Origin of the sequence: Novosphingobium sp. BL-52-GroH, assembly GCF_044813085.1 — a bacterium.
Classification (GTDB): domain Bacteria; phylum Pseudomonadota; class Alphaproteobacteria; order Sphingomonadales; family Sphingomonadaceae; genus Novosphingobium.
Window position 1 is genome coordinate 810,001 of the sequence record NZ_CP171149.1, and the last position, 14,817, is coordinate 824,817.

Below are 14,817 nucleotides of genomic sequence, written 5' to 3' on the forward strand. Positions count from 1 at the left end.
CGGACGACTTCGCGTCGGGTCCAGCCAGTTCAGTCTGCCGGACGGCATGTCCATGTTGCTTTGCGCCCCCTTTTTGGTTTTCACGACCATAGTGCCGAAAGTCTCCGCATTTTCAAACGAAAGAGGGCGAAAGGATCAATCAATCCGACAGGACGTCGTCGAACCATCCGGTATCGCCTATCGGCATGCCGGCCGGGATGTCTGGTCTGGGGCGGCGCTGCTTGTCGATTTCCGCCTCCAGACGCTCGGGATCGGCGAGCGTGCTCGCCATCGACACCTGCCAGAGACCATCTTCGGAATTGGCCCGGGCCTTTGCGAAGCTGCTTGCGACGCCCTTGAGGAAGCCGTCGAGTATCGCCGCGACATCGGCGGGGGTGGCCGGATCGCGCGCAGCCGAAGCGATCGCCAGCAGCGTCGTCTGCGCGACGCGCCGGGCGATGGCCTGGTCGTGCGCCGCGATGGTCGGCTGCAGCTTGTCGAGCAGGGTGATGACGCCGGGCTGAGCGGGATCGTAGCCGTGCTGGATGTGCAGGCGCGTCAGGCGGGCAGGCGCAAGAAGGCTGTCGAGCGTGACCTGGGCTGCGACTTGCGCCGCCACCAGCGGATCGAAGACGGCAGAACCGGCACCCAGCAGCACTTCCGGTGCGGCCTCGGCATCGGTGCGGGCGCTCGTGCCGCTGGAAAGCATCATCGCGAGGTCGGCCGGCACCGTCAGTTCACCCGTCGACAGCGTCGCCACCATTGCGTCGATCGCGGCAAGCTGTTCCCGCGCCGGGACCGGGCTAGGCGCAGCCCCTGCCTGCCCGGCTACGGCATATTCGTAGCGGACGCCGCCGACCAGCTTGCCGGTGGCGTCGATCGAATAGCGATGGAACAGCCAGATCGGCACGAACTTGCGCCGCAGGTTGGCAAGCGGCTCTCCCGCCAGGAGGACGCGCGGGCCGAAATTCCGCAGAGCGATCCGGCGCACTTCCAGGGTATGGGCCAGGTCCGCGGGCGTGTCCTGTCCCTCCGTCCACATATTGACGCCGGGAACCGCGAGATCGGCCGCGCGGCCGTCGATGTCGGTGCCATAGATCAGGCCCGCCTTCTGTACCGCTTCGGCCTTGGCGGCGGCAGCGGCATCCGGGTCGACGCCGGGGGCGGGCTGGCCGTAGAGCCAGTCGATGGTAAACTTGTCCCACTTGCCGATCCCGGACGCGTAGGCATCGCCCAGATCGAGGGCGCCGTCGGCGATGCCGATCTTGGGGCCCGGGTAATCCATCACCGAGGCGCGGTCCTGCAGGCTGGCCTTGAAGTTGTGCACGAAGCCGATCGAGTGCCCCACTTCGTGCGCGCCGAGCTGGCTGATGCGCGCCAGCGCCGCGCGCACCGGATCGTTCCGGCCGCCGCTGCCGTTCTGCCCGGTACCGACCAGCCCTTCGAAGATCGTGATGTCCTGGCGCACACGCAGCGCGCCGAGGACCACGTTGCCCTTGATGATCTCCCCGGTGCGCGGATCGATCACGCCGCCGCCGTAGGACCAGCTACGGTTCTGTCGGTCGGTCCAGTTGACCATGTTGTAGCGTACGTCCTGCGGATCGACGCCGGGGGGCAGGATCTCCACCTTGAACGCATCGACGAACCCAGCCGCATCGAAGGCATCGGCCCACCAGCGCACCCCGTCCGCCAGCGCCGAACGGATCGGCTCCGGCGCGGCGCTGTCTATGTAGAAGACTATAGGCTTCTTCACCGGCGAGCGCGCTGCGGCAGGATCGGTCTTCTCGAGCCGGAAGCGATTGGCGTATTCCACCAGCATCGGCGTGCCGAGCGGCGTGCCGAAGTCGTAGACCTGGGTGGCATGGGTGCCGGAACGGATGTCGAACTTGCGCGGCACGAAACCGGGCTCGGGAAGCGCCACCAGCGAGGAATGGACCGTGAAGCTGACCGCGCGGCCATCGGGCGCCAGGGTTTCAAGTTCGCGGCCTGCGGTGTCGGCGGCGAAGGTCTGCACCGTTTCCAGTTCGATGTTGCGAGGGAAGACCCTGATCGACCCGGTATCGACCGCGCTCAGCTTGGCCGACAGCTTGTATCCCTTGGCTCCGGCGCCCAGGGCACCGGTAAGGTCCATGACATCGGTCAGGAGCAGCGGGGTAAGGTCGACCTTGACCGGGCCGGCATCGGCGGCCTCGCCCACGATCTCCAGCATGGCCACGGTGCTGAACGGAAAGCTGGCGCGCGCGCCCTTGGCTACGCCCACGTCCCCGGTCGCCCGGTAGCGCGGGTTCTCGAACACCACGGCGACCTTGCCGCCCAGGCGCCGGAAGGCGAGGACCTTGGTATCGCCCTGCATGCCCCGATCGATGCGGATGCCGGCAGAGCCCAGCCCGGTCTTGATCGCCTGTGTGAAGAGGTAACGCCCCGCAACGCCGTCCGCATCCGGCGCGGGCAGGACCAGCAGGACCTGGCCCTTCTGGGCATCGGCTTCCACCGGCAAGAGCGCTCCATCGGGCGAAGCGGCGACCCGGACCGGCGCGGCAAGCGCTCCCCCGCCCGGAACCAATGCCAGCGCAGATACCGCGACAAGCAGGTGCCTGCCCAAATGTTTGTTACGCATGGCATTCAACATCGGACGAGTTTCCCTGTTGCTGAACTGCGCCGATGCGGTGGTGCGCCGGGCAGTACCTGAAGGCCTGGCGAGACTAACAGATATCGCAGTGCAGCATCCCCGAACTTATCGTATCGTCAACCCCTTCCCGCGATAAAATCCTGCGTGAAATGCACAGATGACGCAGGATTTCGATCCATCTGTCGCATTGCTCTCGAAAGCTTCTAACCGGAGATCGGGATGTTGCACTGCATTCCCGAATCACATCACCTTTCCGTGACTGGAAAATGCGTAGCGGCGAGATGTCGTGCACCATTTCTGCGCGACATCGCCTTTTCGAGACGGAATCTTTCACCGCCTTGCTGCAATCGTGCCATCTTTCATGAGATCGCCCGCCCGCTTCCAGCTAAGATCACCGGAGTTCGGGAAGAGCATCGGAGGGCCAACGGCACCAACGAGCCCTCCCGGCGGATGGGCCCTCGCGATTGCCGCGAGGCGGGGACGATACGATCGCAAGGCAGCGGACGAGAATCCGCCTACCGGCAGTCTGCCGGAGCGATCGGGCACGTACCTTCCATTCTCATGGGACGGATGCCTGCGGCAGACATGGTTCAGGCCGGAGGGAGTTATCGCTATGTACAGCGCCGCAGACAAAAGCGCCACGGACAATGGTCGCAATTCGACCGCACGAGACAGCTTGAGCAGGATCGCAGCACGCACGCTGTTGCTGGCTTCGGCCGCACCGCTCCTTTCGATCGCGCCGGCCATGGCGCAGAGCGCGCCCACTCCTGCGGACGAAGTCGCGGAAACGCCGACCGGCGACATCGTCGTGACCGGCTCGCGCATCGTTCGCGATGGCTACAGCGCGCCCACTCCCGTCGCCGTGCTGGGCGAGGCCGACATCGCCGCGCAGGCGCCGGCCAACATATCCGATTTCGTCAACCAGCTTCCAGCCATCGCCGGCAGCGGTACATCGGGCACCAATTCGGGCGGACTGTCGGGTGCAACGGCAGGCATCAACTCGATCGGCCTTCGTGGCCTGGGCGTCGGCCGAACGCTGGTCCTCGTCGACGGCCAGCGTTCGGTTGCCTCGAGCGTGTCAGGCACGGTGGACATCAACACGATCCCGCAGGACCTGGTAAAGCGGGTCGAGGTCGTCACCGGGGGCGCCTCGGCTGCCTACGGATCGGACGCGGTAGGCGGCGTCGTCAACTTCATCCTCGACACCGGGTACAAGGGCGTGAAGCTTGCCGCCGACACCGGCATTTCGGATTATGGCGACGCCTTCAACTACCGGCTGTCGGCCACCGCCGGCTTTTCGCTGCTCGACGACCGCCTGCACCTGCTGACGAACGTTTCCTGGTTCCACCAGGACCGCGTGGAAGGGATCAATCGCGACTGGAACAACAGCGGCTACTTCCAGATCAACAACCCTGCCTACACCGCCACCAACGGCCAGCCCCAGCGTCTGGTCGGCAGCGGCGTCGGTCCCTCGGGCTATACGGCAGGCGGCCTCATCACCAGCGGTCCGCTGAAGGGGACCTATTTCCTTGGCGAAGGCCAGACCGGGCAACTCAATTACGGCACCGTCTCCAGTCCGTGGATGGTCGGCGGAGACTGGCAGACCACCCTTGCCGGCCACGTCGGCACCAATACCCTGGTGCCAGAGGACGAGCGCCTGAGCGTGTTCCAGCGCATCGGCTTCGAGATCACGCCCGATATTGAGGTCTTCGGCCAGTTCTCCTACAACCGTTCCCAAAGCGCCAGCTCGTACCAGCAGACGCCGAGCACGGGCGTTACGATCCGCTCGGACAACGCCTATCTGCTAAGCCAGTATCCCGCCGTTGCGGCGGCGATGGCGGCGCAGGGCCTGTCCACCATCACAGTGGGTACCTCGAACGCCGGTTTCCCGATTCCGGGCAGCAACATCAAGCGTCAGGTCTATCGCGGCGTACTGGGCGCCAAGGGCAGCCTCGACCTGTTCAGCAAGCCGATGAACTGGGACGTCTACTACCAGAAGGGCGTAACCAAGACGCGCGAGGAACTGGTCAACACCTGGAACAATGCCCGCATGGCGCTGGCCCAGGACGCGGTCTACGCCGCGGATGGCAGCATCGTGTGCCGCTCCACCCTCACTGACCCGACCAACGGCTGCGTGCCGATCGATCGCCTCGGCACCGACGGCCCCTCGCAGGAGGCGCTCGACTACATCTATTACGACGGCTACCAGCCGATCCGTCACCAGACCATCAAGCAGGACGTCGCCGCCGCCACCATTTCGGGCAGCGCCTTCGCGCTCCCGGCCGGCGACATCGCCTTCGCCACCGGCGTGGAGTGGCGCCGCGAGCAGATCAACGGCGAAGTGGACCCGATCCACAACTCCGGCTGGCTCTACGGCAACTTCCGCGTCAACAAGGGCAAGTACGACGTCTACGAGGGCTTCCTGGAAGTCGATATCCCGATCATCGATGGTATGAATGTGAATGCCGCCGCACGCGGCACGCATTACTCGACTTCGGGCTGGGTCGGCACTTGGAAACTGGGCGCGGGCTATCAGGTGATCGACGACTTCCGCCTGCGCGGTAACATCAGCCACGACATCCGCGCGCCCAACCTGGACGAGTTGTTCGCGGCCGGCACTGCGCGCACGAACTCGGTCATCATCCCGACCGGCGCCGATGCACCCGTCACCGGCTCGCAGCAGTTCGTTCAGAACGCTTTCGGCAACCGCAACCTCAAGCCCGAAGTCGCGGACGCCTGGACCGTGGGCGGCGTCTTCACCCCTTCCTTCCTGCCTGGCTTCAGCGCTTCGTTCGACTACTACGAGATCAAGATCAAGGACGCGATCGGCTCGATCACCGCTCAGCAGACGGTCGACCTGTGTTACGATCAGGGCGTCACCGCCTATTGCCCCAACATCCACTTCGTCGATGGTGCGCTCAGCACGATCGACCTGTCGCCCATCAACTTCGCCACCCAGAAGACCCGCGGCTTCGACATCGAGGCGAGCTATTCCCTGCCCGTCGGACCCGGCACCCTGCGCCTGCACGGGCAGGCCACGCACTACATCGAGAACGTCCTAGACGACGGCATCAGCTACCCGGTCGACTATGCCGGCGTCCTCGCAGGCGGCACGTATGCGTCGCCCAACTGGGTCTATCGCCTGAGCGCGTTCTACGAGGTCGACCCCGTCACCTTCAACCTCGTGGCGCGCGGCTTCACCGACGGCGTCTACGGCAACGACTGGATCGAATGCACCAGCAACTGCCCAACCAGCACGCCGCAGTACCGCACGATCAACGACAACGACATCAACGGAGTCACTTACTTCGACGCCTCGGTGGACTTCAAGTTCCCCTCGATGGGCGGTACCGGACACCTGACCTTCGTCGTCACCAACCTGCTGAACAAGGACCCTGTCCTGATCGGCAACGGGCCCGACGGTAACAACGTACCTGCCTATGCCCAGACCTACCGCAACCTCTACGACGTCGTCGGCCGTACCTTCCGCGTTTCGGCCAAAGTCGAATTCTGAGCATGCAGAAAAGGGATATCCGCACGATGAGAACCTTCATCCGCGTCGCGATCGCCACGGCCCTGGGTTCGAGCGCGATCGTGGCCGCCCCGGCCCATGCCGAGGCGCCGCAAGCGCTCAAGGACGAGGTCGCAACCGAGGTCGAGGCCCAGCGCAAGCAGATCCAGGTCATGGTCGACCAGATCTTCAGCTACGCCGAGCCCGGCTTCCAGGAAATCAAGACCTCCGAATACCTGACCGGCATCCTTGCCAAGAATGGCTTCACCGTGACCAAGGGCGTGGCCGGCATCCCCACCGCCTTCACTGCGACCTGGGGCAAGGGCGGCCCCAAGATCGCGTTGGGCAGCGACATCGACGATGTGCTGGGCGTGTCGCAAATGCCCGGCGTGCCTTACCTCAAGCCGATCGTCGAGGGGGCGCCGGGGCATGGCGAAGGCCATAACTCGGGCATGCCGCTGATGGTCGCGGCGGCGATCGCGACCAAGAAGGTGATGCTCAAGCACGGGCTCGAAGGCCGGCTGATGCTGTGGCCGGGCGTGGCCGAAGAACTCCTTGCGACCAAGGCCTATTACGTGCGCGCGGGCCTGTTCAAGGATGTCGATGCCTCGATCTTTACCCACGTCAGTTCCGATTTCTCGACCGGCTACGGCGAGATGGGCGGGAACGGCATGGTCTCGGTCGAATATTCCTTCAAGGGCAAGACCGCGCATTCGGCCGGGATGCCCTGGGAAGGGCGCAGCGCGCTCGATGCGGTTGAACTGATGGACGTCGCCTGGAACTTCCGGCGCGAGCATCTGCCGCTGACCCAGCGCTCGCACATGATTATCACCAATGGCGGTGGCCAGCCCAACGTCGTGCCGGACAAGGCCAGCATCTGGTACTTCTTCCGCGAGCGGACCTTCGCCGACATCCGCAAGCTCTACGAGACCGGCAACGACATCGCCAAGGCCGCCGCGCTCGCCACCGGCACCACCGTTAGCCAGCAGACCCTCGGCTACGCCGCACCAAACTTCGGCAACAAACCGCTGGCCGAAGCGGCCTATGCCAACATCAAGGCCGTCGGCATGCCCAAGTGGAGCGCCGACGACCAGGCCTTCGCCAAGGCCGCACAGACCTACAACGAACGCAAGATCGAACCCCTCAAGAGCGAAGTCTCTGAACTCTCCACTCCGGAGAACCGCAAGACATCGATGGGTGGCGGCTCGGACGACATCGGCGACATCATGTGGGCGGTGCCTACCATCACTATCCGCTTCCCCTCGAACATCCCCAACATGATCGGCCACAATTCGACCTCGGCGATCGCGATGGCCACGCCGATCGCGCACAAAGGCGTGGAGGCGGGCGCCAAGGCCGTGGCGATGACCGTGCTCGACCTCGTAACCACGCCCAAGCTCATCGCCGATGCCAAGGCCTATTTTACCGACGTCCAGCTAAAGACCGACACCTATGCCCCGGTCCTGACCGACAAGGACGTGCCGGCGATCTGGCTCAACGAACGGAACATGCAACTCTATCGCCCGCAGATGGAGAAATACTACTATAACCCCGCAAAGTACCCCACCTATCTCGACCAGCTGGGCGTCAAGTACCCGATGCTTGAAGGTCCTGCGAAGTGAGTTCCCCGATGATCGCAAAACCCAGGATGCGCTTCCTCGCCTCTACTTTCGCGCCGCTGCTGGCCAGCGTCGTTCCGGCCCCGGCTTTCGCCGCCGCCGATCCCGCGCTCAAGCAGGAAGTCCTTGCCGGGGTCGAAGCCCAGCGCAAGCAGATTCAGGTCATGGTCGACGAGATCTTCAGCTTCGGCGAGCCTGGCTTCCAGGAGACGAAAACCAGCAATTACCTCATCTCCATCCTCGAAAAGAACGGCTTCAAGATCGAGCGCGGCATTGCCGGCGTGCCCACCGCCTTTACTGCGTCTTGGGGCAACGGCGGACCCAAGATCGCGCTGGGCAGCGACATCGACGGGCTTGTCGGCGTCTCGCAGGTGCCCGGCGTCGCCGACGTCAAGGCGCTGACCGAAGGCGGTTCCGGACATGGCGAAGGGCACAACTCGGGCATGCCGTTGATGGTCGCCGCGGCAATCGCCGCCAAGCAGGTGATGACCAAACACGGCATCCAGGGCCGCCTGATGCTTTGGCCGGGCGTCGCCGAGGAACTGCTGGCAACCAAGGCGTACTACGTACGCGCGGGCGTGTTCAAGGACGTCGACGCATCGATTTTCGCGCACGTGAACACCGGGTTCGGCACCGGCTGGGGCGACCTGGGCCTGACCGGCATGATCTCGGTGGAATACTCGTTCAAGGGCAAGACGGCTCATTCGGCCGCTATGCCCTGGGAGGGCCGCAGCGCGCTCGACGGCGTGGAGCTGATGGACGTCATGTGGAACTTCAGGCGCGAGCACCTGCCACTCGCCCAGCGCTCGCACAACGTCATCACTAACGGCGGCGGCCAGCCGAACGTCGTGCCCGACAAGGCGAGCAGTTGGTACTACTTCCGCCAGAAGGACTTCGCCTCGCTGCGCGATCTCTACCAGACCGGCAACACCGTGGCGGACGCCGCCGCGCTGGCAACCGGAACCACCGTCACCCGCAAGGTGCTGGGGTTCGCCGCGCCCAACTACGGCAACAAGCCGCTGGCCGAAGCGCTCTACGCCAATATCGAGGCAGTCGGCGTGCCGCAGTGGACTCCGGCCGACCAGGCCTTCGCCAAGGCGGTGCAGACCAGGAACCACCTCAAGGTGGAGCCCCTGCCCGACAAGGTCGCTCCGCTCTCCACGCCCGAACTGCGCGGCGACGCCAGCTTCGGCGGCTCGGACGACATCGGCGACGTCATGTGGACGGTGCCCACCGTCACCATCGGCTATCCCGCCAACATCCCCAACGTGATCTTCCACCACTCCACCGCCGCCATGGCTATGGCGACGCCCATCGCGCACAAGGGCACACTGGCCGGCGCCAAGGCCGTCGCCATGACCATCCTCGATATCGCCACCACGCCCCAGCTCGTGACCGACGCCAAGGCCTGGTTCCGGGACGTCCAGCAGAAAGAACAGACTTACGATCCGCTGATCGCGCCGACCGACATGCCCGCCATCGACCGCAACGAAAGGACGATGGAACAGATCAGGCCGGCGATGGCGAAGCAGTATTACCAGCCGGACAAGTACGACACCTACCTGCAGCAGCTCGGCGTAGACTACGAGGCTTCGGGTCGCGAAACCTCGGGCGCAGGGAGCTAGGCTCCCGTGCCGACCGGCCGGGGCCCCCACCCGACGAGACTGCCCCGGCCGGCTTTTCCTTCGCATCCCGTCCCCTCATGCGACGAGGGGACCAACAGGAACCAAACTCGATGGCCCGGATCATCATCATCGGCGCCGGCATCACCGGCGTCACCTCCGCCTACGCCTTGCTGTCGCGCGGCCACGACGTCACCATCGTCGAGCGCCACCGCTACCCGGCGATGGAGACCTCGTTCGCCAATGGCGGCCAGCTTTCGGCCAGCAATGCCGAAGTGTGGAACTCGATGGCGACGATCCTCAAGGGCATGCGCTGGATATTCCGCGCCGACGCGCCGCTGCTGTTCAACATGCGTCCGTCGTTGCACAAGTATTCCTGGCTGGCCGAATTCGTCGCCGCCATCGGCAAACACCGCGCCAACACCGTCGAGACCACCCGCCTCGCCATCGCCGCGCGCCACCACCTATTCGAGATCGCCGAACGCGAGGCGATCGACTTCGACGTCTCGCGCTGCGGCATCCTGCACTTCTACCGCAACCCCGAGACTTTCGCCCAGGCCCGGCGCAGCAACCCGTTGCTGGTCGAAGGTGGCCTCGATCGCCACGAAGTCTCGCCGGCCGAGATCGCCAGGATCGAGCCATCGCTTTCCGGGGAATTTTGCGGCGGCTTCTTCACCCCTTCGGATTCGACCGGGGACATCCACAAGTTCACGTCCGGCCTGGCCGAAGCCTGCACCCGAAAGGGCGCGCGTTTCGTGCTGGGCAGCGAGGTGAGCAACATCGCGCTTCGCCCCGACGGCGTGTCGGTGCGACTGCAGGCGGCGGACAGCCTTGGGGAAGGACGGGCCGATGGGTCCGATGCCCGCCGCCTGCAGGACGAGGAAATACTGGAGGGCGATGCGGTGATGGTCTGCGCGGGAGTTGCAAGCCGCGCGCTGGCGGCCATGCTGGGCGACCGCGTCAACATCTATCCCGTCAAGGGCTACTCGATCACCGTGATGCTGGGCGACGAGGCCAGCCAGGCCGCCGCGCCGCGCGTCAGCCTGCTCGACGAGGATGCCAAGATCGTCACCAGCCGCCTCGGCGACGACCGCTTCCGCGTCGCCGGCACGGCCGAGTTCAACGGCATCAACCGCGACATCCGCGCCGACCGCGTGCAACCGCTGGTCGCGTGGAGCGAACGCCACTTCCCCGGCATGTCGACCCGGCAGGTCGTGCCCTGGGCAGGCCTGCGCCCGATGACGCCTACGATGATGCCCGTCGTCGGTCCCGGCCGGCACCCCCGCGTCTTCTACAACACCGGACACGGCCACCTCGGCTGGACCCTTTCGGCGATCACCGCGGAAATCGCCGCCGGGTATCTCGATACGGAATCGTTCAGAAATTCATAAGCAGGAGTCAGTGATGGTCATGAGCCCGATGCGCAAACTGGTAGCCACTGCATTGCTGGCGGGGAGCGCCCTTGCGCTGGTAAGTTGCGACAAGCCGCCGGAAGCCGCGAACGACAAGAAGAGCGCCGTGCCGCAGGGCCCCAAGCTCGGTATTCGTCCCGCGGGCGATACCGAAGCCAAGATCGACATGAGCGCTGCCAAGTCGCCGGACCTGAAGAAGATATTTTCCTATATCGACGAAAATATCGACAGCCACGTCTACAATCTCCAGAAATGGATCCAGCAGCCCAGCATTTCCAACACGGGTGAAGGCATTCCCGAATCCGCAGAAATGGTGAAAGGCTTCTTCGACCAGCTCGGTTGCCAGAAAACCCAGGTCTACGATGTCGGAAAGACCGAATTCGGCCAACAGGGCAATCCGGTGGTCTATGCACACTGCGATGAAGGCGCGGAAAAGACCCTCGTCGTCTACTGGATGTACGACACCATGCCGGTCACCCAACCGGACCTGTGGAAGGCGCCGCCGTTCGAAGGACGACTGGTCGAGCAGGCTCCCTACAAGAAGGTCCTGATCGGGCGCGGCGCGGTCAATTCCAAGGGCCCGCAGATGGCCATGTGGAATGCGCTGATGTCGATCAAGGCGGTGACGGGCAAGCTTCCCGTGAACCTCATCTTCGTCGCCGAGGGCGACGAGGAACGCATGTCGATCGGTTATCGCAAATTCATCCGCGAGCATCCCGAACTGGTGAAGGACGGGGATGCGATGTACACTTTCGGAGGGCAGTCGCCCGCAGGGGGCGCCTTCGTGCTGTCCGGTTCGGAAGGTTGCGTCTTCGTCGAGCTGACCACCAGCGGCAAGAAATGGGGACGCGGCCCCAATTATTCCGACATTCACGGCGGCTTCAAGCGTTCGGTCGATGCCCCTGCCTGGCGGCACATCAAGATGCTCTCGACGCTGACCGACGAGACCGGCAATCGGGTGATGATCGATGGCTTCTACGACAACATGGAGCCCCTTTCCAAGCGCAACGAGGCGGTGCTCAAGGGCGCGGCCAAAGGCTACGACCTCAAGAAGGCTTCGGAAAATCTCGGCGTCGAGCGCTTCATTTCCGATGATCCTTATGAAGTCCTCAAGATGTCGGGATATGGCACGTCGATCAATATCGACGGCATCTGGGGCGGCAATATGTTTCCCGGCGGCTCCGGGGCGATTCTGCCCAACAAGATCACGTCGAAGCACAACTTCCGCTACATTCCGAACATGAACGGCATGGACATCGTGAAGAAACTGCGCCGTCACCTCGACAAGCACGGGTTCTCGGACGTCGAGATCAACGTGGTGGGTGACGTGCCCTGGGCGAAGCGCAGCACCGACACGGAGATCGGCCGGGCGCTGATGGCCGCCTATGATGCGTTTGGCATCCCGCATGCCCCGATCAACCCCGAAGAAAGCATCATGGGTGGCTATTGGCCCGCCTATCTCTTCTCGGGCGATACCATGAACATACCGATCGCGGGCGGCATGGCGGGTCTCGGCGGCAATGCCCATGCGGCGAACGAATATTATGTGATCGAAGGCGCGGGCAAGGTCTACGGTATGGCCGGCGCGGAAAAATCGGTCGCGATGGTGCTTTACAATTTCGCCGGAAAGAACGGGCCGATCCCCGGATCGCGACCAGCGAAGCCCAAGTAAGATACCGCCTTCGACGATAGTACCGAAAGGATTGAAACATGCCTCTGATCTCCCTTCGCGATCTCAAGAAGACCTACAAGCCCGGCGACAATATCGTGCAGGCCTTGGCAGGCGTTTCATTGGACATCGCGGCGGGAGAGTTCGTGGCGATTACCGGGTCGTCGGGATCGGGAAAGTCGACCCTGATGCATATACTGGGCTGCCTCGATCAGCCCACCGAGGGGCGTTATCTGCTGGACGGCAGGGACGTTTCCACCCTGCCCCACGGTGAACTGGCCGCCATCCGCAACAAGCAGATTGGCTTTGTCTTCCAGGGCTTCAATCTTCTTCCACGCACCACCGCCGTCGAGAACGTCGAGGTGCCATTGCTCTATGCCCGGCCGGTGGTGCCTGCAGCCCAACGACGGGAACGGGCGATGAAGGCGCTGGCGGCCGTGGGGCTGGCGGATCGGTTCGATCATCATCCCAATCAGCTTTCCGGCGGGCAGCAGCAACGCGTGGCGATCGCCCGGGCCCTGGTCAACGAGCCGTCATTAATCCTGGCTGACGAGCCGACGGGAAACCTCGACACGAAAACCAGTGTCGAGGTCATGCGCATCCTGCAGGACTTGCGCGAAAAGAACGCGATCACCATCGTCCTCATCACGCACGAGCCGGACATCGCGGCCTACAGTTCGCGTATCATCGCCATGCGCGACGGCATCATCACCAGCGACCGGGGCAATGATGCCCGGACCGATGATGCCGAGGCGCGAGTGGCGATGGCTTGAGGGCGGGAGGTCATGAGCTTTCCCTTGCCCCACTATCTCCACATCACCTCGCGCGCCCTGGCACGCCATCCGCTGCAGGGCGGGCTGGCCATGCTCGGCGTGATGATAGGGGTTGGCGCGCTCGTCACGGGCCTGGCGCTGGGACAAGGTGCGCAGGATGCGCTCAATGCGCAACTGCGGGCGGCAGGCGTCAACATGATCCTCGTCACTTCGGGGAACTACAACGTGAAACGGGAACTGCGCATGGATGGCGGGGAGGCGCATGGCGCGGCCGACCCGTTTCCTCGCTCGCCCCCCTGGCAACCGGACAGGCCGCGGCTGATCTCGGCGACCTTGCGGGTCGAAGGAGGCGGTCCTGTCGATTTCTGGCATTTGTCGCAGCAATCCGACGAAGTGTCGCCCGGCCGCTTCTTCCGGGTTCACGACGAGAGCGACCCCATGGCGCACCACGACCATCCGACCGCCGCCGAGCGACTGGGCGATGCGGAAGCGGGACTGGGGGCGGCCGCAACGCTGACCCGGGAGGATGCAAAAGCCATCGGACAGCAGATAGCGGGCATCGAATACGTGGTGTCCGGCGTGCACGAGAATGCGCGCATCTTCGCCGATTCCGCCCATGGCCGGCAATGGTTCAGCCGCCTGCATGGAACCGAAGCGGATCTGCCGAAAATCCGATCCGGATGGGTGTTGCGCCAGGGGCGTTTCCTGTCCCCTGCGGAAGTGGAAGACAGGGCGCAAGTGATGGTGCTGGGGCGGATCGCCGCCGACAGCCTGTTCGGGGCCGACACCGATCCTGTAGGCCGCACCACGATCCTGTGGAACCAGCCTTTCAAGGTCATCGGCGTGATCGACAGCCAATCCTGGGCGACCCCGCCTGCGGCGGGCGACGACCAGTTCGATGCAGTCTATGTTCCGGTTACCACGATCGCGCGGCTCCTCAACGTCGCGAAGCTGAACACGATCGCCATCACCACGAAATCGGTGGGAGATACCGGCCGCATCGCCGGGGAGGTCGGCAAGCTGCTGCGCGGCCGCCATCACATTCCCGAGCATGCGGCGGACGACTTCGCCGTTCGCACCCAGGCGGAGCAATTGCTGGGCAAGGGCCTGCCACCGGAAGTTGCGCACGTGGTCTCGGGCAATATCCGCAGCATGGACCAGGTCACAGTGGAACAGCTTTCCGCCTCCCTCACCCGGGCGAACCGTACCATGCTCATCCTGTTGGCGAGCGTGGCCGGGGTATCGCTGCTGGTCGGAGGCATCGGCGTCATGAACCTGTTGCTGCTGTCGGTCACGCAGCGGACCCGGGAGATCGGGCTGCGAATGGCGCTCGGCGCTCGGCAACGGGATATCGCCTTCCAGTTTCTGCTCGAGGCGATGTTCCTTTGCATGGCGGGTGGCCTGCTCGGCATTGTCATGGGAGCGCTGGCGGCAAACGGCTTGCAGCACTTCTTCCAATGGACGGCAGTGATGTCGCCGCTGATCGCCGTGGCAGCGGTGCTCGTGGCGGTGATGCTGGGCATCGTGTTCGGAGTCTACCCGGCACGGCGTGCCGCTCGACTGCTGCCTATCGATGCGCTTCGCCATGAATGAAGCTGCGAGC

The 14,817-nt window shown here is 64.3% G+C and carries 9 protein-coding genes (1 of these 9 only partly in view); 7 read left to right on the forward strand and 2 right to left on the reverse strand.

Translation table 11 applies throughout. The features are described 5' to 3' along the window. Both ACFFDA_RS03580 and ACFFDA_RS03585 read right to left on the reverse strand, forming a co-directional pair. On the reverse strand, positions 1 to 90 hold the 5' portion of the coding sequence (locus ACFFDA_RS03580; protein ID WP_404478213.1) for an Lrp/AsnC family transcriptional regulator. 483 nt of this gene lie to the left of the window's left edge; 90 of the gene's 573 nt are visible here — the first part of the coding sequence; its start codon is at positions 88 to 90; the stop codon falls past the left edge of the window. 49 nt (positions 91 to 139) lie between these two features. Beyond that, the gene (locus ACFFDA_RS03585; protein ID WP_404478214.1) at positions 140 to 2,596 is read right to left on the reverse strand and encodes a zinc-dependent metalloprotease; all 2,457 of its coding nucleotides are present in this window, start codon (positions 2,594 to 2,596) and stop codon (positions 140 to 142) included. A gap of 625 nt (positions 2,597 to 3,221) precedes the next feature. Here ACFFDA_RS03585 and ACFFDA_RS03590 point away from each other — a divergent pair. The 7 genes from ACFFDA_RS03590 (at position 3,222) to ACFFDA_RS03620 (ending at position 14,807) form a co-directional block, all read left to right on the forward strand. Further along, positions 3,222 to 6,122, forward strand: coding sequence for a TonB-dependent receptor plug domain-containing protein (locus ACFFDA_RS03590; RefSeq protein WP_404478215.1), 2,901 nt, complete (start codon positions 3,222 to 3,224; stop codon positions 6,120 to 6,122). Positions 6,123 to 6,148: 26 nt separating this feature from the next. Then, the gene (locus ACFFDA_RS03595) at positions 6,149 to 7,741 is read left to right on the forward strand and encodes an amidohydrolase (protein WP_404478216.1); all 1,593 of its coding nucleotides are present in this window, start codon (positions 6,149 to 6,151) and stop codon (positions 7,739 to 7,741) included. 8 nt (positions 7,742 to 7,749) lie between these two features. Next, on the forward strand, positions 7,750 to 9,363 hold the full coding sequence (locus ACFFDA_RS03600) for an amidohydrolase (protein ID WP_404478217.1): 1,614 nt from the start codon (positions 7,750 to 7,752) through the stop codon (positions 9,361 to 9,363). A gap of 110 nt (positions 9,364 to 9,473) precedes the next feature. After that, complete coding sequence (locus ACFFDA_RS03605) at positions 9,474 to 10,751, forward strand: D-amino acid dehydrogenase (protein WP_404478218.1); 1,278 nt, start codon at positions 9,474 to 9,476, stop codon at positions 10,749 to 10,751. Positions 10,752 to 10,764: 13 nt separating this feature from the next. Further along, positions 10,765 to 12,444, forward strand: coding sequence for a M20/M25/M40 family metallo-hydrolase (locus tag ACFFDA_RS03610; protein WP_404478219.1), 1,680 nt, complete (start codon positions 10,765 to 10,767; stop codon positions 12,442 to 12,444). A gap of 38 nt (positions 12,445 to 12,482) precedes the next feature. Next, positions 12,483 to 13,214, forward strand: coding sequence for an ABC transporter ATP-binding protein (locus ACFFDA_RS03615; protein ID WP_404478220.1), 732 nt, complete (start codon positions 12,483 to 12,485; stop codon positions 13,212 to 13,214). A 12-nt stretch (positions 13,215 to 13,226) separates the two neighbouring features. Further along, positions 13,227 to 14,807 carry an ABC transporter permease gene (locus ACFFDA_RS03620; protein WP_404478221.1) on the forward strand — a complete coding sequence of 527 codons (1,581 nt, stop codon included), beginning with the start codon at positions 13,227 to 13,229 and terminating at the stop codon, positions 14,805 to 14,807. Positions 14,808 to 14,817 lie beyond the last annotated feature (10 nt).

Excerpts from the sequence above, each read along its gene's own strand:
- ACFFDA_RS03585 (WP_404478214.1), bottom strand. The coding sequence starts at position 2,596 with ATGCGTAACAAACATTTGGGCAGGCACCTGCTTGTCGCGGTATCTGCG.
- ACFFDA_RS03590 (WP_404478215.1), top strand. The coding sequence starts at position 3,222 with ATGTACAGCGCCGCAGACAAAAGCGCCACGGACAATGGTCGCAATTCG.
- ACFFDA_RS03595 (WP_404478216.1), top strand. The coding sequence starts at position 6,149 with ATGAGAACCTTCATCCGCGTCGCGATCGCCACGGCCCTGGGTTCGAGC.
- ACFFDA_RS03600 (WP_404478217.1), top strand. The coding sequence starts at position 7,750 with ATGATCGCAAAACCCAGGATGCGCTTCCTCGCCTCTACTTTCGCGCCG.
- ACFFDA_RS03605 (WP_404478218.1), top strand. The coding sequence starts at position 9,474 with ATGGCCCGGATCATCATCATCGGCGCCGGCATCACCGGCGTCACCTCC.
- ACFFDA_RS03610 (WP_404478219.1), top strand. The coding sequence starts at position 10,765 with ATGGTCATGAGCCCGATGCGCAAACTGGTAGCCACTGCATTGCTGGCG.
- ACFFDA_RS03615 (WP_404478220.1), top strand. The coding sequence starts at position 12,483 with ATGCCTCTGATCTCCCTTCGCGATCTCAAGAAGACCTACAAGCCCGGC.
- ACFFDA_RS03620 (WP_404478221.1), top strand. The coding sequence starts at position 13,227 with ATGAGCTTTCCCTTGCCCCACTATCTCCACATCACCTCGCGCGCCCTG.